Source organism: Rhodoferax sp. BAB1 (assembly GCF_013334205.1).
Taxonomy (GTDB): Bacteria; Pseudomonadota; Gammaproteobacteria; order Burkholderiales; family Burkholderiaceae_C; genus Hylemonella.
Genome location: NZ_CP054424.1, coordinates 3,109,770 through 3,133,849 on the forward strand (window position 1 = coordinate 3,109,770; position 24,080 = coordinate 3,133,849).

The 24,080-nt window shown below is 67.6% G+C and carries 25 protein-coding genes and 1 pseudogene; 8 read left to right on the forward strand and 18 right to left on the reverse strand.

Annotated elements, in window-relative coordinates; translation table 11 throughout:
• Positions 1–50: 50 nt before the first annotated feature.
• The 8 genes from HTY51_RS14980 to phnG all read right to left on the reverse strand — a co-directional run bounded on the left by HTY51_RS14980 (position 51) and on the right by phnG (position 6,472).
• Positions 51–1,208: an alpha-D-ribose 1-methylphosphonate 5-triphosphate diphosphatase gene (locus HTY51_RS14980; RefSeq protein WP_174253469.1), complete on the reverse strand. Its 1,158-nt coding sequence runs from the start codon at positions 1,206–1,208 to the stop codon at positions 51–53.
• Positions 1,205–1,921 (reverse strand): phosphonate C-P lyase system protein PhnL, encoded by a 717-nt coding sequence (phnL, locus tag HTY51_RS14985; RefSeq protein ID WP_174253470.1) that lies wholly within the window; start codon positions 1,919–1,921, stop codon positions 1,205–1,207. The genes HTY51_RS14980 and phnL overlap by 4 nt, the downstream gene beginning before the upstream one ends.
• Positions 1,918–2,700, reverse strand: coding sequence for a phosphonate C-P lyase system protein PhnK (phnK, locus tag HTY51_RS14990; protein ID WP_174253471.1), 783 nt, complete (start codon positions 2,698–2,700; stop codon positions 1,918–1,920). Before phnK ends, phnL begins: the two co-directional genes overlap by 4 nt.
• 216 nt (positions 2,701–2,916) lie before the next feature.
• Positions 2,917–3,366 (reverse strand): GNAT family N-acetyltransferase, encoded by a 450-nt coding sequence (locus tag HTY51_RS14995; RefSeq protein WP_174253472.1) that lies wholly within the window; start codon positions 3,364–3,366, stop codon positions 2,917–2,919.
• Positions 3,363–4,238, reverse strand: a complete 876-nt coding sequence (locus HTY51_RS15000) for an alpha-D-ribose 1-methylphosphonate 5-phosphate C-P-lyase PhnJ (protein ID WP_174253473.1) — start codon at positions 4,236–4,238, stop codon at positions 3,363–3,365. The genes HTY51_RS14995 and HTY51_RS15000 overlap by 4 nt, the downstream gene beginning before the upstream one ends.
• Positions 4,235–5,335: a carbon-phosphorus lyase complex subunit PhnI gene (locus tag HTY51_RS15005; RefSeq protein ID WP_174253474.1), complete on the reverse strand. Its 1,101-nt coding sequence runs from the start codon at positions 5,333–5,335 to the stop codon at positions 4,235–4,237. The genes HTY51_RS15000 and HTY51_RS15005 overlap by 4 nt, the downstream gene beginning before the upstream one ends.
• 1 nt (position 5,336) lies before the next feature.
• Positions 5,337–5,963 (reverse strand): phosphonate C-P lyase system protein PhnH, encoded by a 627-nt coding sequence (phnH, locus tag HTY51_RS15010; RefSeq protein ID WP_174253475.1) that lies wholly within the window; start codon positions 5,961–5,963, stop codon positions 5,337–5,339.
• Complete coding sequence (gene phnG / locus HTY51_RS15015) at positions 5,960–6,472, reverse strand: phosphonate C-P lyase system protein PhnG (RefSeq protein WP_174253476.1); 513 nt, start codon at positions 6,470–6,472, stop codon at positions 5,960–5,962. The genes phnH and phnG overlap by 4 nt, the downstream gene beginning before the upstream one ends.
• 74 nt (positions 6,473–6,546) lie before the next feature.
• Between phnG and phnF the strand changes: the two genes are divergently transcribed.
• The 3 genes from phnF to phnN are packed head-to-tail and all read left to right on the forward strand — an operon-like array spanning position 6,547 to position 8,577.
• Entirely contained in the window at positions 6,547–7,308 is a 762-nt protein-coding gene (gene phnF / locus HTY51_RS15020) for a phosphonate metabolism transcriptional regulator PhnF (protein WP_174253477.1), read from the forward strand.
• Positions 7,298–8,005: a DUF1045 domain-containing protein gene (locus HTY51_RS15025; RefSeq protein ID WP_174253478.1), complete on the forward strand. Its 708-nt coding sequence runs from the start codon at positions 7,298–7,300 to the stop codon at positions 8,003–8,005. The genes phnF and HTY51_RS15025 overlap by 11 nt, the downstream gene beginning before the upstream one ends.
• Positions 8,002–8,577: a phosphonate metabolism protein/1,5-bisphosphokinase (PRPP-forming) PhnN gene (gene phnN / locus HTY51_RS15030; protein ID WP_174253479.1), complete on the forward strand. Its 576-nt coding sequence runs from the start codon at positions 8,002–8,004 to the stop codon at positions 8,575–8,577. Before HTY51_RS15025 ends, phnN begins: the two co-directional genes overlap by 4 nt.
• Here phnN and HTY51_RS15035 read toward each other — a convergent pair.
• The 4 genes from HTY51_RS15035 to HTY51_RS15050 form a co-directional block, all read right to left on the reverse strand.
• Positions 8,574–9,116 (reverse strand): flavin reductase family protein, encoded by a 543-nt coding sequence (locus tag HTY51_RS15035; protein WP_174253480.1) that lies wholly within the window; start codon positions 9,114–9,116, stop codon positions 8,574–8,576. The genes phnN and HTY51_RS15035 overlap by 4 nt on opposite strands.
• Before the next feature lie 92 nt (positions 9,117–9,208).
• Positions 9,209–10,528 (reverse strand): hypothetical protein, encoded by a 1,320-nt coding sequence (locus HTY51_RS15040; RefSeq protein WP_174253481.1) that lies wholly within the window; start codon positions 10,526–10,528, stop codon positions 9,209–9,211.
• A 204-nt stretch (positions 10,529–10,732) separates the two neighbouring features.
• Positions 10,733–12,697, reverse strand: a complete 1,965-nt coding sequence (locus HTY51_RS15045) for an MFS transporter (RefSeq protein WP_174253482.1) — start codon at positions 12,695–12,697, stop codon at positions 10,733–10,735.
• A 15-nt stretch (positions 12,698–12,712) separates the two neighbouring features.
• Positions 12,713–13,471 (reverse strand): hypothetical protein, encoded by a 759-nt coding sequence (locus HTY51_RS15050; RefSeq protein WP_174253483.1) that lies wholly within the window; start codon positions 13,469–13,471, stop codon positions 12,713–12,715.
• Between the two features lie 137 nt (positions 13,472–13,608).
• On the opposite strand from HTY51_RS15050, the gene HTY51_RS15055 reads away from it, so the two are divergent.
• From HTY51_RS15055 to HTY51_RS18655, 4 genes and pseudogenes are all read left to right on the forward strand, one after another.
• Entirely contained in the window at positions 13,609–14,340 is a 732-nt protein-coding gene (locus HTY51_RS15055; protein WP_174253484.1) for a helix-turn-helix transcriptional regulator, read from the forward strand.
• Between the two features lie 114 nt (positions 14,341–14,454).
• Positions 14,455–15,729, forward strand: a complete 1,275-nt coding sequence (locus HTY51_RS15060; protein ID WP_174253485.1) for an NAD(P)/FAD-dependent oxidoreductase — start codon at positions 14,455–14,457, stop codon at positions 15,727–15,729.
• A gap of 10 nt (positions 15,730–15,739) precedes the next feature.
• Positions 15,740–16,174: a hypothetical protein gene (locus HTY51_RS15065; RefSeq protein ID WP_174253486.1), complete on the forward strand. Its 435-nt coding sequence runs from the start codon at positions 15,740–15,742 to the stop codon at positions 16,172–16,174.
• A gap of 41 nt (positions 16,175–16,215) precedes the next feature.
• A pseudogene (locus HTY51_RS18655) lies at positions 16,216–16,353 on the forward strand (XRE family transcriptional regulator); the annotation flags it as partial.
• 30 nt (positions 16,354–16,383) lie between these two features.
• Here HTY51_RS18655 and HTY51_RS15070 read toward each other — a convergent pair.
• The 6 genes from HTY51_RS15070 to HTY51_RS15095 all read right to left on the reverse strand — a co-directional run bounded on the left by HTY51_RS15070 (position 16,384) and on the right by HTY51_RS15095 (position 23,175).
• Positions 16,384–16,698: a hypothetical protein gene (locus HTY51_RS15070; RefSeq protein ID WP_174253487.1), complete on the reverse strand. Its 315-nt coding sequence runs from the start codon at positions 16,696–16,698 to the stop codon at positions 16,384–16,386.
• Between the two features lie 37 nt (positions 16,699–16,735).
• Positions 16,736–17,989, reverse strand: coding sequence for an FIST N-terminal domain-containing protein (locus tag HTY51_RS15075; protein WP_174253488.1), 1,254 nt, complete (start codon positions 17,987–17,989; stop codon positions 16,736–16,738).
• Between the two features lie 7 nt (positions 17,990–17,996).
• Positions 17,997–18,560, reverse strand: a complete 564-nt coding sequence (locus HTY51_RS15080) for a PhaM family polyhydroxyalkanoate granule multifunctional regulatory protein (protein ID WP_174253489.1) — start codon at positions 18,558–18,560, stop codon at positions 17,997–17,999.
• Between the two features lie 36 nt (positions 18,561–18,596).
• Positions 18,597–21,191 carry an EAL domain-containing protein gene (locus HTY51_RS15085; protein ID WP_254606900.1) on the reverse strand — a complete coding sequence of 865 codons (2,595 nt, stop codon included), beginning with the start codon at positions 21,189–21,191 and terminating at the stop codon, positions 18,597–18,599.
• Between the two features lie 82 nt (positions 21,192–21,273).
• A complete protein-coding gene (locus HTY51_RS15090; RefSeq protein WP_174253490.1) occupies positions 21,274–22,251 on the reverse strand; it encodes a tripartite tricarboxylate transporter substrate binding protein in 978 nt (325 codons plus the stop codon).
• A gap of 42 nt (positions 22,252–22,293) precedes the next feature.
• Positions 22,294–23,175 carry a fumarylacetoacetate hydrolase family protein gene (locus tag HTY51_RS15095; RefSeq protein ID WP_254606901.1) on the reverse strand — a complete coding sequence of 294 codons (882 nt, stop codon included), beginning with the start codon at positions 23,173–23,175 and terminating at the stop codon, positions 22,294–22,296.
• A gap of 185 nt (positions 23,176–23,360) precedes the next feature.
• Here HTY51_RS15095 and HTY51_RS15100 point away from each other — a divergent pair, with 185 nt between their 5' ends.
• Positions 23,361–24,032, forward strand: coding sequence for a FadR/GntR family transcriptional regulator (locus tag HTY51_RS15100; RefSeq protein WP_174253491.1), 672 nt, complete (start codon positions 23,361–23,363; stop codon positions 24,030–24,032).
• Positions 24,033–24,080 lie beyond the last annotated feature (48 nt).

The following is a 24,080-nucleotide window of genomic DNA, read 5'->3' on the forward strand; positions in this document are numbered from 1 at the left end:
CAGGGTTTTGACAGTCGCGGGGCACGCGTGCGTCATGGCCTCGCGGCAGCTCAGATCACGCGCCGTCCCTCGCGCCAGACCGCCCGCACCACGGCCTGGCGCGCGCCGCCGGGCAGGTCCACCAGGCGCATCTGCACCAGATCGGCGCGCTGGCCGGGCGCGATCTCGCCCCGGTCGTGCAGGCCCGTGGCCCGCGCCGGGTTGCGCGTGACGGTGGCCACCGCCTGCGGCAGGGTCATCAGCTCCTCGTCCACCAGGCGCATGACGCCGCTCAGCATGCTGCCCGGCACGTAGTCGGAGGACAGGATGTCGAGCAGGCCGTGGCGCGCCAGCTCGGCCGCCGCCACATTGCCCGAGTGCGAGCCGCCGCGCACCACGTTGGGCCCGCCCATCACGGTGAGCAGGCCGAGCTCGTGCGCGGTGCGCGCCGCCGCCACCGTGGTCGGGAACTCCGACATGCTGGCGCCTTCGCCATGGGCCTGGCGCACATGCGCCTCGGTGGTGTCGTCGTGGCTGGCCAGGGCGATGCCGTGTGCGCGGCAGTAGTCGACGAAGTAGGCGCGGTGCGGCTCGGCGTACTGCGCCTGCAACTCGGCCGCGTGCGCCACCTGGCGTTCGAACTTCTCGCCGCTCCAGCCCTTCTTGCCGGTGTAGTAGATGCGCGCCTGCTCGATGTCCTCCCACTGGCGCTGGCCCGGCGTGTGGTCCATCAGCGAGATCAGCGACAGGCGCGGGTGCTCCTGGAAGGGCTTGAAGAGGTCGATGGTGTTGGGCGCCGGCAGCTCGCAGCGCACGTGCAGGTGGTGGTCGGCGCGCAGCAGGTCCTGCGCGGTGGCGGTGTCGATCGTCGCCAGCACCCGGTCCCAGGCACTGCCGCGCAGGCTGTCGGTATCGGCCTCGCCCACGCCCAGCGCATCGAACACGGTGGTGATGCCGGCGGCGGCCACTTCGGCGTCGTGCGCCAGCAGCGCGGGCAGCTCGGCCCAGTGCACCTTGGGCCTCGGCATCAGGTGGCGCTCGAAGTTGTCGGTGTGCATCTCCACCAGGCCGGGCAGCAGGTAGTCGCCCTCCAGGTCGATGGCGGCCGGGTCCGCGCTGCCGCCGCTGTCGAAGCCGGCCAGGCGGCCGTCGGCCACGGCCAGCGTGCCGTGCACCACCTCACCGGGCAGCACCAGGCGGGCATTCTTGAAAACGATCTGGCTGTTCATGCGTTTCTCCGGAATTCGGCGACGTTGACGCGGCGGGTGGCGACCTGCGCGCCGACACCGGCGTCGTGAAAGATGCCCACCAGCGCCGCGCCACGGGCCACCGCCTCGTGGATCAGCTCGATCACGGTGGCGGTGTTGGCGGCATCGAGCGAGGCCGTGGGTTCGTCCAGCAGCAGCAGCGGCCGCGGCTTGATCATGTTGCGGGCGATGTTGATGCGCTGCTGCTCACCGCCCGAGAAGGTGGCCGGCGGCAGGTGCCACAGGCGCTCGGGGATACGCAGGCGCGTCAGCCACAGCCTTGCCTGCTCGCGCGCGGCCTCCAGGGCCACCGCGTCGTCGCCGGCGTCCTCGGCCAGCGGCTCGGCCACCACGTCCAGCGCCCCCACACGCGGGATCACGCGCAGGAACTGGCTGACGTAGCCGATGGTGTGGCGGCGCAAATCCACCAGCGCGCGCGGCGTGGCCTCGGTGATCTCCACCGGGGCAGCACCGGGCGGCGACACCGTGATGCGGCCGGCGCTGGCACGGTAGTTGGCATAGATCAGCTTGAGCAGGGTGCTCTTGCCCATGCCCGAGGGGCCGTCGAGCACGATGCATTCGCCCGGGGCGACGCTGAGATCGACCTGGTCGAGCACGGGCAGCTCGACGCCGTTCTGGTGGTGCAGGGTGAAGCGCTTGGCCACCCCTTTCATCTGGAGCAGGGGTGCGTTCATGGCGGCAGTACCGAAGAGACGAGAAGCTGGGTGTAGGGGTGCTGCGGGTCGTCCAGCAACTGGTCGGTCAGGCCGGCCTCGACCACGCGGCCGCGCTGCATGACCATCATGCGGTGCGCCAGCAGGCGCGCCACGGCCAGGTCGTGCGTGACGATGATCACGGCCAGCTGCATCTGGCGCGTGAGCTGGCGCAGCATGTCCAGCAGGCGCGCCTGCACCGAGACGTCCAGCCCCGAGGTCGGCTCGTCCATGAACACCAGGCGCGGCTGCGTGACCAGGTTGCGGGCGATCTGCAGGCGCTGGCGCATGCCGCCGGAGTAGGCGCGCGGCGCCTCGTCGATGCGCGCCGGGTCGATCTCCACGCGCTGCAGCCATTCCTGCGCGGTGGCGCGCAGGCGGCCGTAGTGGCGCTCGCCCAGGCCCATCAGGCGCTCGCCCACGTTGGCACCGGCCGAGACGTCCATGCGCAGGCCGTCGGCCGCGTTCTGGTGCACGAAGCCCCAGTCGGTGCGCGCCAGCAGGCGGCGCTGCGCCTCGCTCATGGCGAACACGTCCTGCACGGCGCCGTCACGGGACTGGAACAGCACGCTGCCCGCATCGGGCTGGCTGCGCGCGGCCACGGCGTTGAGCAGGGTCGACTTGCCCGAGCCGGATTCGCCGACCACGGCCAGCACCTCGCCGGGCCAGAGGTCGAAGGAAGCGTCCTGCAACGCCACGCGCTCGCCGTAGCGTTTGCCGATGCCGCGCACCTGCAATAGGGGAAGATTTGTCGTTGTCATTTCAGTGACTCCAGCGCGCACGTTGCACCGCATGAGACGGTCTAAGCGGGGAACGCCGTGGAACCGGCTTTGCCGGGCCACTGGCGTTGCCCCCTTGAGGGGCTGAGTGCCGCGGCTCCAGACCTGCCTGCGCAGGTTTGGACGGCACCGAAGAGCCACAGCCTCCGGCTGGGGCACGTAGGCGACCACACGAAGTGGGCAAGCAACGGGGGTGTTTCATATTTCGATCACGAAGCTCAGGCCATGCTGCGCAAAGCCGAGCGATTCATAGAAGGCATGCGCCGCCTGGCGCTTGCGGTTGGACGACAGGGCCAGCTTGTAGCAACCAGCCGCACGCGCCTGCGCCACGGCGTGGGCCATCATCTGCCGGCCTATGCCCTGGCCATGCCGGTCCGGCGCCACCACCACGTCCTCGGCGATGGCCGAGGGCGTGCCGCGGTGGGCCAGGTTGTGCATGACCAGCAGGGCATAACTGCCGACCACGGCGTCGTCGCGTTCGTCGCAAGCGACGAAGAGGCGGTAGCTGGGGTAACGCGCGAATTCAGCCAACAGCGCACGCGCCTCCTCCTCGCCCAGCACGCGGCCGTTGTCCAGGCCCGGCTGGGCATACAAGGCCAGCACGGCCGGCAGATCGTCGGCCTGCGCCTGGCGCATGACGATGCTCATGCCAGCTCCTTGTCGGTGGCTTCATGCGTCACGTCAGCAACGGCTGGCTGGCGCGACTGGCAGTAGTCCGAGTCCGAGCACACGTGCATGCGGCTGCCGGCGTCGTCGGTGATGACCTCGTCCAGAAAGCTGTCGGTGGCGCCGCACAGCGCACAGGCCGCGTCCCAGCGCTGCACCTCGAAGGGGTGGTCCTCGAAACCCAGGCTTTCCACCGCGGTGTAGGGTGGCACGGCGTAGATGCGCTTCTCGCGCCCGGCACCGAACAGCTGCAGCGCCGGGCTCATGTGCATCTTGGGGTTGTCGAACTTCGGGATCGGCGAGGGCGCCATGATGTAGCGCCCGTTGACCAGCACCGGGTAGTCGTAGGTGGTGGCGATGTGGCCGTAACGCGCGATGTCCTCGTACAGCTTCACGTGCATCAGGCCGTACTCGGCCAGGCCGTGCAGGGTGCGCGTCTCGGTCTCGCGCGGCTCCAGCCGCTGCATGGGTTCGGGCACCGGCACCTGGTAGACCATGAGCTGGCCTTCGCGCAGCGGCGTCTCGGGAATGCGGTGGCGGGTCTGGATCAGCGTGGCCTCGGTGGTGCGCGTGGTGGTGGCCACGCCGGTGGTGCGCTCGAAGAAACGCCGGATGTTGACCGCGTTGACCGTGTCGTCCGAGCCCTGGTCGATCACCTTGAGCACGTCCTGCGGGCCGATGACGGCCGCCGTGACCTGGATGCCGCCGGTGCCCCAGCCGTAGGGCAGCGGCATTTCGCGCGAGCCGAAAGGCACCTGGTAACCGGGGATGGCCACCGCCTTGAGGATGGCGCGGCGGATCATGCGCTTGGTGCGCTCGTCGAGGTAAGCGAAATTGACTTGCGGCGCGCTCATGTGGGGTCTCCTTCGGCGCCCGGCTGCGGCGCGGCGGCGCGCAGGCGGCGCACCAGTTCGAGTTCGGACTGGAAGTCCACGTAATGCGGCAGCTTGAGGTGCTGCACGAAACCCGAGGCCTCCAGGCTGTCGCTGTGCGAGAGCACGAACTCCTGCATCTGCGCCGGCGACTCGACCGGCTCGCCCAGCTCCTCGGCGCGCAGCGCGCGGTCCACCAGGCTCATGGCCATGGCCTTGCGCTCGCTGTGGCCGAAGGCCAGGCCGTAGCCGCGCGTGAACTGCGGCGGCTCGGTCTTGCTGCCGGCGAACTGGTTGACCATCTCGCACTCGGTGATCTCCAGGTCGCCGATGGAGATGGCAAAACCCAGCTCCTCCGGTTCGATCTCCAGCGCCACCTGCCCCAGCCGGATCTCGCCCACGAAGGGGTGGCTGTGCGAATAACCGCGCTGGGTCGAATAGGCCATGGCCAGCAGGAAACCTTCGTCGCCGCGCGCCAGGTTCTGCAGGCGGGTGGCCCGGTCGGCCGGGAAACGCAGGGGCGCGCGCGTCAGGTCCATGGGCGCCGGGTCGCCCGGCGGCACGGGGCGGGTCTCGATCAGGCCCTCCTGGTTCAGCAGGTCCACCACACGCGGCACGGCGCCTTCTTCGGCCTTGAGCGCGGCGCTGTCGCTGCGCGGGGCGTCCGGGCTGTTGGCCAGCAGGGTGAAGTCCAGCAGGCGCTGGGTGTAGTCGTAGGTCGGCCCCAGCACCTGGCCGCCGGGTAGGTCCTTGAAGGTGGCGGAGATGCGGCGCTCCAGCGCCATGCGCGCGGTGTCCAGCGGCAGGGTGCTGCCCAGGCGCGGCAGCGTGGCGCGGTAGGCGCGCAGCAGGAAGATGGCTTCCACCAGGTCACCCGCCGCCTGCTTGATGGCCAGCGCGGCCAGCTCGGGGTCGTAGACCGAGCCCTCGGTCATGACACGGTCCACCGAGAGCTTGAGCTGCTGGCGGATCTGCGCCACCGACAGCTCGGGCAACGCACGGTCACCGCGCCGCTGCTCGGCCAGCAGGCGGTAGCTGTTGAGGATGGCGGTTTCCCCGCCCTTGACGGCCACGTACATGTCAGGCCTCCACGGTTGTTTCGATGCGCGTGCTGCGCGGCAGGCCGACGATCTGCTGCGGCGTGGCCAGGAACAGGTCCACACCGCGCGGAAAGGCCGCGTGGTTGGCTGCCCACTGCGCCACGAAGTCGGGCGGCAGCCCGGTCACGCGCAGACAGGCTCCGCCCTGGATGCCGGGACCGGACAGGCGCCAGTCCTGCCCTTCATCCGCTGCGTGGCCCAGGCCCGCCACGTCGATCACGCAGGTGGTCGACTGGTCGGGGTAGTTCTCGCTGCCACCGGCAAAAGCCTCCAGCGGCGGCAGCGCGTCGCCCGCGGCAACCCAGGCAAACTGCGCCTGGGCCGGCGTGGCGGCCAGCTGGCAGCCGGTGTGAAAACGCAGCCAGGCCGCGGCATCGCTGTCGCGCAGCGCCGGCGACAGCCACAGGCAACAGTCGGCGTCCAGCAGGGCCAGCAGCAGCGCGGCCGAGGCGGCATGGCCGACCTGCGGCACCTGCGCGTCGTGTGTGACATCCACCAGGCGGCCGGGGTGCGACAGCGCCTGCAGGGCCGCACGGAACACCTGCTGGCTGCCGTAGGCCTCCTGCGTGAAACCCGCACCGAGGGCGGACAGGTCTTGCGGGTTCATGCGCCCTCCTCCTCGTCGTCGGCACCGGCGCCGCTTTCGCGCGCCACGGTGAAGAAATCCACCTTGGTGCTCCGTGTGCGCTCCATGCGCTCGGCGCGCCGCCGGGCTAGGTGCTGACGCACCGGGACCAGCAGGCGGGCATCAAGCGCGGCCTGCTGCGCCGGGTCCTGCAGCAGGGCATCGGCCAGCGCGGCCAGTTGGGCCTGGCGGTGCGAGCGGCCCAGCACATAGGCCACGCCCACGGGCGTCTTGGTGCCGGCCTCGTCCAGGCGCAGGGCGCAGCGCGTGACGGTGACCTCGCCCAGGTTGAAGCGCTCACCGGTGCCGCCGGCGCGGCCCTGCACCATCATCAGCCCGGTCTCGGGCGCGCGCAGCCAGCGCGACGCCGCGCCGGCCTGCGGGCCCAGCACGGACTCCAGCAGCTCCTGCGGCGCGCGCGCCAGCAGCGCCATCCAGTCCGCGCGGACCAGGGGCCGGGCCGGGCCCGGGTTGTCAAATGCGTGAAACATCACTCTGCTATCCTGAAGTTGTATAGACAATTTGATTTCCTGCCGCCAGCTTAAAGACCCTTGATGTAGGTTTCATGACAGCCACCACGACTTTTCCCAACTCCCTCCAGACCGCGCCGGCCGGGCGTGAGAGTTTCTGGACCCGCATCGCCACCGAACTGGCCGAAGCCATCGGCCGCGGGGTCTACGCCCCGGGCCAGCGCCTGCCCTCCGAACACGCGCTGGCCGAGCAGTACGGCGTGAACCGCCACACCATCCGCCGCTCGCTGGCCAGCCTGTGCAGCCAGGGCCTGGTGCGCATCAGCCAGGGCAGCGGCACCTATGTGGAAGACTTCGCGGTGGACCTGGCGCTAGGCAAGCGCACCCGCCACCACCAGAACCTGGCGCAGGCCGGCCTGCGCGGCGGCCTGCAGGTGCTGGCCGCGCGCACCGTGCGCGCCACGGCGGCCCAGGCACGCGCGCTGCAGCTGCCGGCGCGCAGCACGCTGCTGTGGCTGCGCGTGCTGGGCGAGGCCGAGCAGCAGCCGCTGCAGGTCAGCGAGCGCCTTTTCCCCCTGCCGCGTTTTGCCAATCTGGAAGCCGTGGTGCGCGAGACCGGCTCCATCACCGCCGCCTTTGCAGCGCACGGCGTGGCCGACTACACGCGCCGCGACAGCCGCATCACCGCCCTGATGCCCGACGCCGAAGTCGCCGCCATCCTCAAGCAGGCCCAGAGCCGCCCGGTGCTGCAGGTGGAGAGCGTGAACGTGGACCCGCAGGGCGTGCCGATCGAATACGCCACCGCCTGGTTCGCCGGCGACCGCGTCAAGCTGACGGTGAGCCACGATGAGCACTGAGCCGGCCTACCGCTACGCCATCTACTACGCCCCGCGCCCGGACAGCCCCGAGTGGCAGGCCGGCAGCCGCTGGCTGGGACGCTGCGCGGCCAGCCAGCAGACGCTGACGCCGCCCGAGATCCCGGGCCTGCCGGCCGCGGAGTTCCTGCACCTGACAGCCGCGCCGCGCCGTTATGGCTGGCACGGCACGCTCAAGGCCCCGTTTGCATTGGCCCCGGGCGTGACACCCGCACAGCTGCGCGATGCCGTGTACAGCCTGTGCCGCCAGCTGCAGCCCTTTGATCTGCCCGCCCTGCAGGTGGCACGGCTGGACGATTTCCTGGCCATGGTGCCCACGGGGGCCGAGCCGGCCATCAACGCCGTGCAGCGGGCCTGCGTGACGCAGCTGCAGCCGCTGGCCGCACCGCTGCCGCCCGCGGAGCTGCAGCGCCGCCGCGCCGCCGGCCTGACGCCGGAAGAAGACGCGCTGCTGCTGCGCTGGGGCTACCCCTACGTGCTGGAGCGCTACCGCTTCCACTGCTCGCTCACCGGCCCGCTGCGCGGCGTTGCACCGGCCGTGATCGACGCGCTGCAGGCCGCCGCGCAATCGTGGTTCGCCCACCTGCCGGCCAGCCGCTTCGACGCGGTGGCCCTGCTGGCCGAACCCAGCCCCGGCGCCGACTTCGTGCTGCTGGAACACATGGCACTCGGCGCATGAGCCAGCGCCTGCTCTACGTCATGGGCCCCTCGGGCGCCGGCAAGGACAGCCTGCTGGCCTGGCTGCGCACGCGGCTGCCCCCCGCGCTACCCCTGCACTGGGCCCGCCGCACCATCAGCCGCGCGGCTGAGGCCGGCGGCGAGGCACACGAAAGCGTGGACAGCGCGAGTTTCGAACGCCTGCGCGATGCACAAGCCTTCGGCCTGCATTGGGCGGCCCACGATCTGCTCTACGGTGTGCGGCACCAGGAACTGGCGCCGCTGCGGGCGGGCCGCTGGGTGCTGCTCAACGGCTCGCGCGCCTACCTGCCCGAGGCGCAGCAGCACTACCCCGAGCTCACGGTGCTGCACATCACGGCCAGCGCCGAGGTGCTGCAGCAGCGCCTGCTGGCGCGCGGCCGCGAGAGTGCCGACACGGTGGCGCAGCGCGTGCAGCGCGCCGGCGCTTACCGCCCGGGCGGGGTGCAGCGGCTGATCGAGGTGCACAACGACGGCACGCTAGATGCTGCAGGTGAGCAGTTGCTACAGGCCTTGCAGCAACTGGAGGGCTGGCCCGCACCGGGCCGGGCTTAGACGCCGGCCGGGAGCCTGGAGGCCATCGCCTTACGGCGGTCCAGCTTGCGGCCATCGGCGATGAAGGTGCCGTCGCCCACGGCGTGCAGCAAACGCCGTTCCTTGCGCGTGGCGTCCACCCAGGCGGCCACGCCCTGCAGGAACACGACGCCGTGCTTCTTGTTGTAGTCGATCACCTTGCACTCGATATTGGCCAGACACTCCTGGATCAGCGGCGCCTTCACCTTGCTGGCTTTGAGCGGGGTGAGCTTGAATTTGGCGAACTTGTCCGTGTCGCTGCCTGAACAGGTGCCGATGCCCACCACCTTATCGAGCAGATCCACCGTGGGGATGGCGATCACGCACTCCTTGGTCTTGCGCAGCGCGGCAAAGGAATGGTTCCAGGGCCCGGTGGTGAGGGCGAACACTGGCGTGAAGTCCACCACCATGGTCCACGATATGGTCATGATGTTGCTCTGCTGGCCGTCATGCGTGGTGATCAGCACCACCGGGCCGGGCTCCAGCAGGGTGAAGGCTTTGTTGAGGGGGAGTTTTTTCATGGGAGCCTCCGTCATCGCGCAAGTCTCGGTGTCGACTTTCGGCCCATCCCGACTATTTATCTGCGGGGAGAACGGTCGCTCAACGCCCCATGCTAGAAATTCGGCAAATCTGACCTTCTGATCTCCGTCAGCATGACCTTGTACTCATGGCCCCGATCTGGGCGCTCCGATGGCGGCAAACTGGAGCCGCATCGACCATAAAACACAACGTAGTCCTTGGTAGCGCCTATCCCCGCCACCCCCCCACCGCATTTCTCATCTAATGACACATTGGGCGGGCTAACAAGTACGGACCACAATTGCTTGCCATGACTGTCGTAACGCTCAAGCGTTCCAGGCGCGGTCCGATGGTCCCACCACCCGTTTATCGCGAAAAACCCCTTATCCACGGCTGTCGAAGTTCTCGGGTACGGGAACGTCAGCTCCGTGTATGTCTTGGATTGCCAGTCGAGCAGGTGCGGCCCATCGTAGCCCCATCGCGAAGTCATCGCGCTTTGGACGGCCGTTTGCCAGCCCTCCTTTCCGACGCCTCTATTGAATAGATGAGCGTATTCCTTCTCGGTTACGAAGATATATCGGACTCTGTACGGTTTAACGGTTGTTGCGTCAAAGGCAGTTGGCGAGGGCGACTCGATCTTTACCCTGTTCTGAAAAAGCGCTCGGTACCCTTGCTTGGAAAAGCCCGGTGCATTCCAGATGCGGTGAACCAGGTCTCTGTGGCCCGAATTGCCGTTTGACGGCATGGCGTCACTATCAGCCGACGTTAGAGCGGCCAGTTTTTGTCCGGTAGTCCTGTCAACAAGTGACCAGTAGCCGAAAGGTGTTCCCCATGGATGTTTGCCCTCGTAAACAAGTGCCATGCGCGCTGTCGGCTTCTCTATCGGCGTTGCCGATATGCAGGTGCCTGGCAATAGGGGACTGTCATCCATCCTCCATTTCATCACTTGTGGAAGGCGCTCGACCTGGATGCAGCGCGACTCTGGGCTGGCTCCATCGGCGAGCGCGAGTCGCACGTAGTCAGTGCCAGGCGCAAGGAAGGGAACATACAAGGCAACGTCACCGTCCACGTCGGTCATGCCAAAGTAGCCAATGGTCTCTTTCCCCTTGAAGCGGCGCGCCTTTACCTCAACGAATCGCAACCCTCTTTCTGTCAGCATGCTGAATATCTGACGATTCGGGATGACCGCACCCTCCGTCACTAGCGAGTCGGTATAAAAGCGTTCAGGTAGGTCACGCATCTCCATCTGCCGTTGGTTATAGGCTTTCCCATAGTTAGGGTCAGACTTGAAATTCCCCATACCACCAGCGTTCCGCAGGAGAGTTCCCACCGGGTCGCATGCGGCCATCAAACATGCAACGGTCAGGATCGCGATGCAGCGGATTGCTGCCAAGACGTTCCGATTGTCAAACATGCCCCGGACTTCAAATAGAGAGTACAACGCTAGGCACCTTTCCTATGTTCTTCATCAAAGCGGTGTTGATCCTTCGGCCTCAGAGAGAGTGACGGATTCCGAAAATTCTAGGGACCAAATACGCTGGGGTCCATCCCCCAAATTGGGAATCGATGCCCGCTTCTGGTCAAGTCTGGGAATGTCTGCTCCTGGCGCCGAAATCGGTCACGCACTACCCTTCCCACCCGATCCCGCCTCCAACAACGTCGCGACCCTCACCCGCAGCTGATCTAGCGGCATCTCACCTCCTGCCACCGGCTCCCCCACATTCAATCCCACCTTGTTGAAAATCCCCCGCCGAAACGGCTTGGCCATCGCCGTCGGCTTGCCACCCACCAGTTCGGCGCGGCTGAAAAACGAGCCCCAGAGATTGGTCAGCGCCATGGGCACCACGGGCACGGGCTGCTGTTCCAGGATCTTCATGAGGCCGCCCTTGAACTCCTGCAGTGTGCCGTCCTTGGTGATGCCGCCTTCGGGGAAGATGGCCAGGAGGTCGCCTTCTTTCAGCACCTGGGCTGCGGCAGCGAAGGCGGCTTCGTAGGCCGCGGGGTCTTCGCTGCGCGGGGCGATGGGGATGGCCTTGGCGAGTTTGAAAAGCCAGCCCAGCACCGGGATCTTGAAGATGCGGTGATCCATGATGAAACGGATGGGGCGCGGGCTGGCCGCCATGAGCAGCACGGCGTCGATGAAGCTCACGTGGTTGCAGGCCAGGATGGCGGGGCCTTCTGAAGGAATGTGCTCTTCGCCCCGCACCTTGAAGCGGTAGACGAAGTGCGTGAGCACCCAGGCCACGAAGCGCAGCAAATATTCCGGCACCAGCAGGAAGATGTAGGCGCCGACCACCGCATTGGCCAGGCCCACGGCCAGGAAGACCTGGGGCACGCTGAAGCCCAGCGCCAGCATGGCGCCGGCCAGCACCGAGCTGACCACCATGAAGATGGCGTTGAGGATGTTGTTGGCGGCGATGATGCGCGCGCGGTGCGTGGCCGGGCTGCGCAGCTGGATCAGTGCGTACATGGGCACGCTGTACAAGCCGGCGAAGAGGCTGAGCAGCAGCAGATCGGCCATGACGCGCCAGTGGGCGGGCTGGGCCAGGAAGGCGGCCAGGCCCATGATGTCGGAGGCAGGGAGGCCGCGCGACGCAAAGTACAGGTCCACCGCAAACACACTCATGCCGATGGCGCCCAGGGGCACCAGGCCGATTTCCACATGGCGACGGCTCAGCAATTCACACAGTAGCGAACCGGTGCCGATGCCGATGGAGAACACCACCAGCAGGGCCGAGGCCACCTGCTCGTCGCCGTGCAGCACCTCCTTGGCGAAGCTGGGGAACTGGCTCAGGAAGACGGCGCCGAAGAACCACATCCAGCTGATGCCCAGCAGGGAGCGGAACACCACGATGTTGCCGCGCGCGAGCTTGAGGTTGCGCCAGGTCTCGGTGAAGGGGTTCCAGTTGATCTTGAGCGTGGGGTCGGTCGCCGGCACCATGGGGATGCGCGCGGACGTCGCACGGCCCACGATGGCCAGGGCCACGCAGGCAAAGGCCACGTTCTGGTGGCCCACTTCGGGCATGGCCACCACCAGGCCGCCCACCACATTGCCCAGCAGGATGGCCACGAAGGTGCCCATCTCGATCATGCCGTTGCCGCCGGTGAGTTCACGCTCGCCCAGCACCTCGGGCAGGTAGGCGTATTTCACCGGGCCGAAGAGCGTGGACTGCAGGCCCATGAGGAAGATGCAGCCCAGCAGTACACCGACCTGCCCCATGATGAAACCCCAGGCCGCGATCAGCATGATGGCGATCTCCAGGTCCTTGGTGAAGCGCATGAGCCGCGTCTTGTTGTACTTGTCGGCCAGCTGGCCGCTGGTGGCGGAGAAAAGCACGAAGGGCAGAATGAACAGTGCCCCGATCACCAGGCCGGCCAGCGCGGGCGGCAGCCAGCCCACGCTGAGCTGGTAGGTGACCATGACCGTGAAGGCGAACTTGAAGAGGTTGTCGTTGGCGGCGCCGGTGAACTGCGTCCAGAAAAAGGGGGCGAAACGGCGCTGGCGCAGCAGGGCGAACTGGTTGGGATGCTCACCGTGGCCCGGGGCCGCGGGGGCCGGGGCGATGTTGTTCTTGTCACTCAAGATGGTCTCCTCCGTTTATTGTTGAGTGGCATTCTGCCCGAGCGCGCGCAGCGCGCTGATGACAGGCCATGCTGCGAATGCAGCCACCAGGTGCTTGAGGCTGTGGCCCGAGATGATCTCGCCCGTGGCCTGGTAGATGGCGTGGTCGGCCTGCTCGCAGAGCTTGGCCACGACGTAGATGGCGATGACGGCACCCCAGCGCACGGCCAGCGCGCCAGGCAAGGGTTTCATGAAAGCCAGCACCAGCAGCAGCACCAAACCACCGCCCTGCAGCAGGGCCCAGGGCAGCAGGTTGCCCTGGGCGGCCCAGACGGCCACACTCACCGGGCCCAGCAACAACACGACCGCCGCCAGGGCCAGCCCCGCCCGCGCGCTGAGGTGCACGGCCACGCCCAGGCCCAGCAGGCCGGCGAAGGCCACCGTCATGCCCAGCCGGTCCACCACCAGGCCCGCGTCGTCCGGCGCCCAGTGGTAAACGGCGGACCCCAGGGCGGTGACCAGGAGACCGCCGAAGAACAGCGCGGCCAGCCGCTGCTGGGTGGCGTCCAGCTGCGGCACACGGCCCAGCACACGCAGGCCCAGCAGGCCGAAGAGCGCAAAAGGCAGGTTGCTCAGCACATCCAGCGCACAGGGCATGCCGAGCCAGCTGCGCTGGTCGGCGAAATCATGGAAGTGCGGTGCTTGCGCCAGGGGCGGGGCGAAGATGGCCAGCAGGCCGAGCAGCAGCACGGCGCCCAGCAGAACAGCTTCGGCACGTGAGATCGATGGAAACATGAAAGGCTCCGGGGATGACGATGGCCGCACTGTGGGGCGCGCGCATCGCCAATGGGGCCATTTCATGCGACTTCCACACTTCTGTCTACCGGGAGTATCGATAATCGATACCACCGCGACACTCCCGAGAGCAAGCCATGAGCACCACCGCCGACCTCGTCCTGGCCCTGAAGAAGGAACTGAAGGCCGCCCACCTGACCTATGCCGACCTGGCGAAGAAGCTGGGCATGGCGGAAAGCAGCGTCAAGCGCATGCTGGCCCGGGGCGACATGCCGCTGTCGCGCATCGACGCGATCTGCCGCGCGCTCAAGCTGGACTTCGGCGAGCTGGCGCGCCGTGTGGCCGACGCCCAGCCCCTGCTGGCCGAGCTGACACAGCAGCAGGAAAAGGCCGTGGTGGCCGACAAGAAGCTGCTGCTGGTGGCCATCTGCGTGCTGAGCCAGTGGACGCTGGAGCAGATCGTGGCGAGCTACCGCCTGAGCGAGGCCGAGGGCGTGAAGTACCTGGCGCAACTGGACCGCATCGGCATCATCGAGCTGCGGCCACTGAACCGCTACCGCCTGAAACTGGCCAAAACCTTCCGCTGGCGACCGCACGGCCCGGTGATGGACTACTTCCGCGAGCACGCGCTGCTGGACTATTACAGCGGCGGTTTCGACGGCCACGGCGAAGGCCTGCTGCTGGTGCACGGCAGCATCAGCCGCAGCCTCGCACCGTCTTTCATGGAACGCCTGCAGCGCGTGGCCCAGGACTTTGCCCAGCAGCACCAGGCCGACCAGAAGCTGCCCGAGAAGGACCGCGAAGGCTACACCCTGCTGCTGGCGATGCGGAGTTGGGAGTTTGAGGCTTTCGCCGCACTGCGACGTTGAGGCTTTTGCCGACATGGATTGATGTGGATCAAGTCGAAAACATACCCCGGTGCCTATAAATGGTGCACCAGCCGCACCCGGTCAGAGGCGCGGCATACACCAGGAGACAGAACCATGGCCCATATCGTGATCCTCGGCGCTGGCATCGGCGGCATGCCGATGGCGTATGAGATGCGTGCGCTGGCGCGCGCGGAAGACAAAGTCACCGTCATTTCGAACAACCCGAAGTTCCACTTCGTGCCGTCCAACCCCTGGGTGGCGGTGGACTGGCGCAAGCGCGAGGACATCGAGCTCGACATCGCGCCGGTGCTGGCGAAGAAGAAGATCGACTTCATCGGCGTAGGGGCCAAGCGCCTGCACCCTGAGAAGAACCAGGTCGAGCTGGACGACGGCCGCACGGTGGATTACGACTACCTGGTGATTGCCACCGGTCCGAAGCTGGCCTTCGACGAGATCGAGGGCCTGGGCCCCAAGGGCTATACCCACTCGATCTGCCACGTGGACCACGCGGTGGAGGCCGAGCGCGACTGGCAGGAATTCATCAAGAGCCCGGGCCACGTGGTGGTGGGCGCGGTGCAGGGGGCCTCCTGCTACGGCCCGGCCTACGAGTACGCCATGATCATGGACACCGACCTGCGCAAGCGCAAGATCCGCGACAAGGTGCCCATGACCTTCGTGACGGCCGAGCCCTATATCGGCCACCTGGGCCTGGGCGGGGTGGGCGACTCCAAGGGCCTGCTGGAATCGGTCATGCGCGACCGCCACATCAAGTGGATCTGCAATGCCAAGACCACCAAGGTGGAGGCCGGCAAGATGTACGTGACCGAGCACAACGAGGACGGCACACCGAAGAAGGAACACGTGCTGGACTTCAAGTTCTCCATGATGCTGCCGGCCTTCAAGGGCATCGACGCGGTGTTCGGCATCGAGGGGCTGACCAACCCGCGCGGGTTCATCCTGATCGATCCGCAGCAGCGCAACCCCAAGTACAAGAACATCTACGCGGTGGGCGTGTGCGTGGCGATTCCCCCGGTGGAAGCCACACCGGTGCCCACGGGCGCGCCCAAGACGGGTTACATGATCGAGTCCATGGTGACGGCCACGGCGCACAACATCCGCGACGAGCTCGACGGCAAGCAGCCCGCCACCAAGGCCACCTGGAACGCCGTGTGCCTGGCCGACTTCGGCGATACGGGCGCCTGCTTCGTGGCGCTGCCGCAGATTCCGCCGCGCAACGTGAACTGGTTCTCGCAGGGCAAGTGGGTGCACCTGGCCAAGATCGCCTTCGAGAAATACTTCATGCGCAAGATGAAGGCCGGCACTTCGGAGCCGCTGTTCGAGAAGATGGTGATGAACGCCCTGGGCATCATGAAGCTCAAGGACAAATAAGCACCACACCATGGCCACCGGCTATGTGTTCTTCGACGCCGAGCTGCGCGATCGCTTCGTGCAGGGCTTGGCGGCGCGGGCGCTGCAGAGCAGCACGCGCGAAGACGCCATGGAAGGCTGGGTGGTCGAGCTGGCCGCCGAGCCCGACGACGACACGCTGGAGACCCTGGAGGCCGACTACGAGGCGCTGATGCAGGAGCAGATGCAGCGCGCCGAGGCGCGGCCCGACTGGGGCAGCCACCAGGTGGCCAGCCTGAGCATCACGCGCAGCGATGGCAGCCCCGCCGTGGTGCGGCTGCCGCCGGCGGTGGCGCGGCCCCTGATGGAACATTTCAGTGCCGAGGAGGCGCACGCGCTGGTGACGGCGATTGCCCACAGCCTGGAGAACCCGGTGGACGGGCCGCTGTGCCGCAAGGACTTGCTGAAGACCCGACCGCAGGACTGAGTCGCGCGTCTATTCGGCAAAGCAGCCATCAGGGACACAGCATCCAGTGCATGACACAGGACTTTGTCCAACAACACCAGGCCGACCAGAAACTACCTATGAAAGACCGCGAGGGTTACGCCCTGGTGCTGGCGATGCGGAGTTGGGAGTTCGAGGCGTTCTCGGCACTGCGTCGATGAGGCTGGAAAGCGGAACTACGATCGCAGCGGTCAGAAACAAGTCCATCCCCGGCAATTGGACTCAGTTATTTTCACTATCAATCCATACCAGACTGGGGCGAACAATAACGGAGATGCGCCGATTGCCAGCGCCTGGACCAAGTGGTCCGCTCGTCGCTTCAAACTCAGGCCAAAAGCCCAACCGGTGAACACTGCAATCCCGACAGGAGCAGACATCAGAAGTGGATGAGCCCCGGCCAAGAAGATAAACCCAAGGCCCACCACGCCTGCGCCAGCTAGCAACAAAGCATCCGCAACGTATGCGAGCATTAAAAGAATGCCCAGAAAAGGGTGTTGATTGTTCACTTCATACCTGCTCAGACGCCAATGCCAGGGTCGAGGGTTAATCGGAGAGGAAGACCGTCAGCACGCCGGTGTAGCCATAGATGTGGTGGCGCGCGATCTCGCCGCCGGCGAAGAAACCGATCAGCGGCACGTCGCCCAGCGCGTGGCGCACGATCTGCAGCTCGGCGCTGGGCCCGCCGAAGTGCGGGCCGCCGCGGCCGGAGCAGCTGACGTAGACAGCACCCACCATGCGCTTGGGCGTCTGCACCGGAGGCTCGGCCTCCAGCCCGCCTGCGGTCAGCGGCAGTTCTTCCGGTTCCAGTTCCTCGCGGATCTCGGCGCAGATGCGCATGAGGTCGGCGCGCGCGGCCTGCACATTGCGCTGGCAGAAAGCCAGCTGCATGCCCTCTTCCACCAGTTCGGCCAGGGCCACGCCGCCGCGCTGCGGGTCCAGGCCGATGATGTGGCGCACCCGCACGTCGCTGCCGAAGTTGCCGGTGCGGTTGATGGCGCGGCCGTCAGCGGCCACGTCCTGCGGGCTCACCAGGCCGGCCAGGGTGGCGCGCACGGCGCCCAGGGCCTGCTCGGGCTCGTCCAGCGTCACCTCCAGTTCGCGCAGCAGCACCTGCAGCGCGGGCTCGCCGTCGAGCTGGTAGACCACGTTGCGCTCGGCCTCGGTGATGGCGTGGCTGCCGGCCACCGGGCAGCAGCCCTGGGTCACACGCGAGACCACGGACACGCCGGCGCCGAAGGCCACGCCGCTCAAGCCCCCGTGGAACACGCCGGTGGAGCGGCCCTGGCCGCGGATGAAGCCGTCACCGCCCAGCGCGAACTGCACGCTCTCGCCGCGGCTGGCGGCCAGGCCGCCGAAGAGGTAGCCGCTGTCGGTGCGCGCGGCCATCTCGTTGATGAGCTCGGACAGTTCGGGGGTATGGCCGTCGGCGTGCACCAGCGCGGTGTGCGGCTCGAAACCCAGGCCCAGCGGTGCCACGCCGGAAAACACGCGGTACTGGTCGCTGGGCAGGTCGCAGAGCATCACGGCCATGGCCGGCTCGTCGAAGTACTCGACGTTGGTGGCGGCTATGCCCACGCCCACGGTGCCGGCCCAGTCGGTGACTTCGGGCAGCTCGGCACTCAGGTGGGCGAGGATGGCCTCGGCTTCGGCGACGTAGTGATCGGTGATGTAGAGCAGGGCCAGCGTGGGATGGTTGGCGCCGGGCAGGGCCAGCTGCGCGCGCAGCTGCGCCAGCACCAGCGCGGCGGCCATGCGCCATTGCGGGTGGGTGGCGTGGGCCAGGGGAAAGTTTTTCATCGACATCTCAAACAGGCTTGGGCTTGCGCGGGGCGGCTTTCTTCGCGGCCTTGGCGGCGGGCGCAGGCTTGGCCGGGGCGGCTGCAGCAGCGCTGCGCGCAGCCGCGTCTTTCATGGCCTGGCCGGCGATCTGCTGGAACTGCTGGGTCAGCGCACCCCAGTACTGCATGGGGTCGGCCAGGGGTGCGGCGGCAGCGGCCGGCTTGTCGGCCGGGGCGGCGGGCGCCGCCTTGGGTGCCTGTGCTGCTGCGGGTTTGGCCGCCGCTGGCGCGCCCGGCATGGGCCAGGCCATGCCCGCGCCGGGCATGGGCACGTTCATGCTCTTGAGCGTGGCCAGGGTCATCTTCTGCACTTCCAGCGCCTGGATGGTGGCCTTGAGCGCGGCGGCGTTCTGGTCCAGCCAGAACTGCACGGCCTTGAGCTCGGTGATGCGTTTGTCCAGCGCCTCGGCGTCCAGGGTGGGCGCCACCCAGCCGGCCATGGGGGCCTGGCCGCCCTGGGCCAGCTTCTGCAGGAAATCGAAACCCGGTACGAACTGGCCGAAGCCGCTGGGGTCTGCCTTGTTGCTCATGGGCTGCTCCTGCTTCTGGTGTGCACTGTTGCCAGCTTACTCCATGGCCGCCGGCAAGGGCAGGGCCTGCGCGGCCAGCCCCTCGAAAACGCTGGCGGGCACCGGCCGGCTGAAGTAGTAGCCCTGGTAGGCCAGGCAGCCCTCGGTGGCCAGGGCCTGGCGCTGCGCCTCGGTTTCCACCCCCTCGGCCACCGCCTGCAGGCCCAGGCTGCGCGCCAGGGCGATGATGGTGCGCACGATGGCCGCATCGTTGGGGTCGTTCAGCAGGTCACGCACGAAAGAGGCGTCGATCTTGAGCTGGTCCAGCGGCAGGCGCTTGAGGTAGGTCAGCGAGGAGTAGCCGGTGCCGAAGTCGTCGAGCGAGAAACTCACGCCATGCGCACGCAGGGCCTCCATCTTGGCGATCACGCCTTCCACGTCGTCCATCAGCAGGCTTTCGGTGATCTCCAGCTTGAGCCGCGCGGCGCTGGCCCCGGTGCCCAGCAGGGTTTCCAGCACATGCGAGACGAAGTCCGGGTGGCGGAACTGCTGCACGCTGACGTTGACGGCCAGGCTGAGTTTTTGCAAGGCGGGTTGGGCAGCCCAGGCCACCAGCAGGCTGCAGGCCCGCTGCAGCACCCACAGCCCCAGCTCGTGCATCAGGCCGCTCTCTTCGGCCACGGGGATGAATTCGGCCGGCGAGACGCTGCCGCGCACCGGGTGCGTCCAGCGCAGCAGGGCTTCGGCCCCGATCAGGCGGCCGGCCGTGTCGACCTGCGGCTGGATGTGCAGCGCCAGCTGCCCGGTGTGCAGGGCCACGCGCAGGTCGCTCTGCAGCGCGGCACGCACCGACACCACCGTCTGCATGTGCGGATCGAAGAAGCGCAGGCTGTTGCGCCCGGCGGCCTTGGCCTGGTACATGGCCAGGTCGGCCTGCTTGAGCAGTTCGTCGGCCTGGACCTGGCCGTTGGTGAACAGGGCCACGCCGATGCTGGGGGTGCTGTGCTGCAGGCTGGGGCCCAGCTGGTAGGGCTGGCTCAGCGCGGCCACGATCTTGCGACCCACGGCCTCGGCCTGGCCGGCGGCGATCTCGGCGACCTCGCCCAGGTCCTCGATCAGCACGATGAACTCGTCGCCGCCCAGGCGTGCCACGGTGTCCCCCACCCGCACGCAGTAGCGCAGGCGCGCGGCCACTTCACGCAGGAGCTGGTCGCCGACGTCGTGGCCCAGGGTGTCGTTGATGGTCTTGAAGTGGTCGAGGTCGATGAAGAGCAGGGCCCCGCCGCTGCCGTGGCGCGCGCTGGCGGCCAGGGCGTGCTGCAGGTGGTCCATCAGCAGGCGCCGGTTGGGCAGGCCGGTGAGCACGTCGTAGAAGGCGAGCTGGTGGATCTTTTCCTCGGCCTGCTTGCGGTCGCTGATGTCCACCGCGGTGCAGGCCAGCAGTTCGCCGCGGCCGCGGGCGTCGCGCAGCAGCAGGCCGCTGCTGAGCATGGGCAGTTCGCGCCCGGCATCGGCCAGCTGCAGCAGTTCGCGCGGCGCGCCGTCCTGGCCTTCGCTCACGCCGCGCCAGTAGGCTTCGGCCGTGTCCTGCCCCGAGGGGGCGTACAGGGTGAGATAACGCTGGCCGATCAGGTCTTGCGGCGCCTTGCCCTGCAGGGCCGCGCAGCGCGCATTGATGTAGACCAGCCGGCCGTCGAGCCGGGCAATCCAGGCGGCAAAGGTGGACTGGTCGAAGATGGCCTTGAAACGGCCCACCTCCTCGTGCGCGGCCTGCAAGGTGCGGGTGCGCGCAACGACCTGGCCGCGCAGCAGCCACGCCAGCAGCAGGGCCAGCAGCAGCAGGCCGGCCACCGCCGCCAGCCCCCACCAGAAGGCGCGCGGCACGGCGGGCTCCACGACCTGGCCGCCCCATTGCTTGATGATGGAGAAATACATCGACCGCGGGTCGTTCTGCCAGTCGCGCAGGTAGCGGTCGATGGTGGCCAGCAGTTCCGGGTTGCGGTCCTGGCCGGTGGCGAAAAACAGGCGCGAGGGATTGAAGACGATGGGCGTCTCGACCAGGCGGTAACGCGGCCCGAGCCGGTTGCCGAAGAAATGGTTGGCAATGGCCGCATCGGCCTTGCCGGCTGCCACCAGGCGGAAGGCCTCGTCCAGCGAGCCCACCGGCAAGGGCTGCGGCCTGACGCCGAAACCCGCCACCAGTTCATTGAAGAGGTTGGCCTGGATCGAGCCCCCCAGCAGGGCCACGCGCTTGCCGTCCAGGTCCAGGATGGAATAGATGGGCACGGACGGGCTGCGGTAGATCTGCGACCAGCTGTGCATGACCGGGACCTGGTGGAAATCGAAGCGCTGTTCGCGCTGCACGCTGTAGGCCACGTCGGGCATCAGGTCGATGTTGCCGGCCTCCAGCGCCTCCAGGCAGGCCTGCCACTCGCAGGGCACGAACTGCAGGACCCAGCCCTCGCCGCGGGCCACCTCGCCCAGCAGGTCCACGAAGATGCCGGTGGCGCGGCCCGCGGCATTGACATAGACCTTGGGTTCGTTGGCATAGACGCCGACGCGCACGGTGCGCGGCTGGGCCCAGGCCGCCGAGAGCAGCCCGAGCCACAGCGCCAGCAGTGCGACGCCCCAACGATGCAGTGTGTACGACAAAGCCGCCTCCCCTCAACTCCGTGTTTCGGGCCCATCTTAGGGCCATTCACACGGGGTCGCTGAAGTGCGGCCGAAAGCGCCCTTACTCGACGCGGCCGATGCGCTGCACCAGCGCCGTCATGGCGCGGGCATCCGCCTGCACGAAGCGCTCGAACTCGGGCGTGTCCTGGTACTGGAAGGAGGTGCCGGCCGCGGCCAGGGCCTGGCGCGCGCGCGCATCTTCGCTGGCGGCCTTGGCGGCCTGGCGCAGCCTGGCCAGCACGGGCTCGGGGGTGCCGGCCGGGGCAAACAGACCGGCCCACTGCGAGTAGCTGATGGGCACGCCCAGTTCCTTGAAGCTGGGCACGTCGGGCAGCGCGGCCAGACGGCCTTCGCCCCAGTGCGCCAGCACGCGCAGCTTGCCGGCACGCACGTGCTGCATCACGCTGGACGGCCCGGTGGACAGGGCATCGACCTGGCCGGACAGCAGGGCCAGCACGGCCGGACCGGCGCCGGTGTAGGGCACGTGCAGCATGAAGGTGCCGGTGGCGACCTTGAGCTGCTCCATGGGCACGTGCATGGTGCCGTAGTTGCCCGAAGAACCGAAGGTGACCTGGCCGGGTTTGGCCTTCACATGGTTGATGAAGTCCTGGTAGGTTTTCCAGGGGCTGTCGGCACGCACCACCAGCGCCGTGGGGTCGGCGGTGAAACGGGCCACGGGCTTGAGCTGGTCCAGCGTGAACATGGGGTTGCGCTTGAGCACCTTGTCGGCCTCGGGCAGCACCACGATGGAGGACAGGGCCATGAGCAGGCTGTAGCCGTCGGCGCGGGACTTGGCGACCTGCGCCATGCCGATGCCGCCGCCGGCGCCACCCTTGTTCTCGACCACCATGGTCTGGCCCAGGGCGCGGCCCATGGCCTCGGCCACGGGGCGGCCCACGGTGTCGGCCACGCCGCCCGGCGGGAAGGGCACGAGCAGGGTGACGGGTTTGCTGGGATAGGCGTCCTGCGCGAAGGCGGGCAGGCCGGCAGCAGCCAGTGTGGCAGCGCCCAGTTGCAGGAATTCACGGCGTTGGGTCATGGTGGTCTCCTCGTTGTGGATGGTTGTCTCGGCCGAAGGAAATCAGATTTCCTGCACGGGATTGTTGAGTTCGCCCAGGCCGCTGATGGCCACGCGCACGACATCACCGTGCTTGAGGAACTTCGGCGGCGTGAAGCCGATGCCCACACCCACCGAGGTGCCGGTGAGGATGATGTCACCGGGCAGCAGGGTCATGGCCGCGCTCATCTGCTCGATCAGGGTGGGCACGTCGAAGATCAGCTGCGAGATGTGGGCATTCTGGCGCTGCTCGCCGTTGACCCAGGTCTGCATGGTCATGTCGGTGGGGGCTTCGTCGGTGGTGGTGATCCAGGGGCCGACGGGGCAGAAGCCGTCGAGCGACTTGCCCAGGAACCACTGGGCGTGGTTCTTCTGCAGGTCGCGCGCGGTGACGTCGTTGGTGGCCACAAAACCCCAGACCTGCTTCATGGCGTCAGCCTTGCTGACGTTGCGGCAGGTGGTGCCGATGACGACACCGATCTCGCCCTCGTAGTCCACCGACTGGGTGTGCTTGGGGTTGAACTGGATGGGGTCGGTAGGGCCGTTGAGCGTGAGCGTGGCCTTGGTGAAGATCTGCGGATAGGCGGGGATGGCCGAGGCGCCGCCGGTGGTGGCGTTGAAGCCGCTCTTGTCGAACTCCATGGCGTGCTCGTGGTAGTTCTTGCCGACGGCGAAGGGGTTGCGCAGGAAGGCCGACAGCGGCGCCATGAATTTCACCTGGGCCATGGGCACGCGCGCCGTCACGGCGGCCTGCAGCTGCGCTGCGCTCACGCCGAGCTGGATGACGTAAAGCACCGGGTTGGGGTGCTGGGCCAGCGGGCCGCCGACCAGGGCGACTTCCTGTTTGGCTTCATCGACCAGGGCCAGGTGGATCTGGCCGTCTTTTTGTACACGTGCGATCTTCATGCGAACTCCTGCGGGCTAAGAGCAACCTTCTTTGGTTGCTATTGGTTGATCTTGGTGAAAATTATAAAAGGCGGATTATCCTCTGTGTCCAGTGGAAAATACGTAGGCACCTTTTTTATTGGTTCGATTTGGTCTAGCGTTTGCTATGATCGCGGCCATCCTCTCCACCCTGCCCCATCCCGACCATGGACCCGTCTGCCCTGCTGCGTGAAACCCTGCTGGAAAAACTCAAGTCCGGCATCTGGCGTGCCGGCCACCGCATCCCGACCGAGCGCGCGCTGTGCACCGAGTACGGCCTGGGCCGCTCGGCCGTGCGCCGGGTGCTGGGACAGCTGAAAGAGGCGGGCCTGATCACGCAGACGGTGGGCAGCGGCACCTATGTGAGCGAGCGCATCGCCGCCCTGCTGCCGGCGCTGGAGTCGAGCGCCGTCGCGGCGGCGGTCAGCCCCTCCGAGCTGATGGAGGTGCGCATGGCGCTGGAGCCGGCCATCGTGGAGATGGTGATCCGCAATGCCACGCCGGCCGATTTCGCGCGCATGGCCCAGTGCTGCGAGCGCGCCGAAGCGGCACACACGCTGGAAGACTTCGAGCACTGGGACGGCCTGCTGCACGAGGTGATCGCCGAGGCCGCGCACAACAGCTTCGTGGGCCAGGTCTTCAAGCTCATGAACCAGGCCCGCGCCCAGGGCGAATGGGGCATGCTCAAACGCCGCAGCGTCACGCCCGAGCGGCGCGCGGCCTACCAGCAGGAACACCGCCAGCTGGTCGCCGCCCTGCGCGAGCGCGACCTGGAGCGCGCGCTGGAATGCACACGCGGCCACCTGCAGCACGTGCAGCGCAATCTGCTGGGGCGCTGAGAACTTACGAATAAATCTACTGCGCGGCCCGATCGCCGCGTTGGGCGG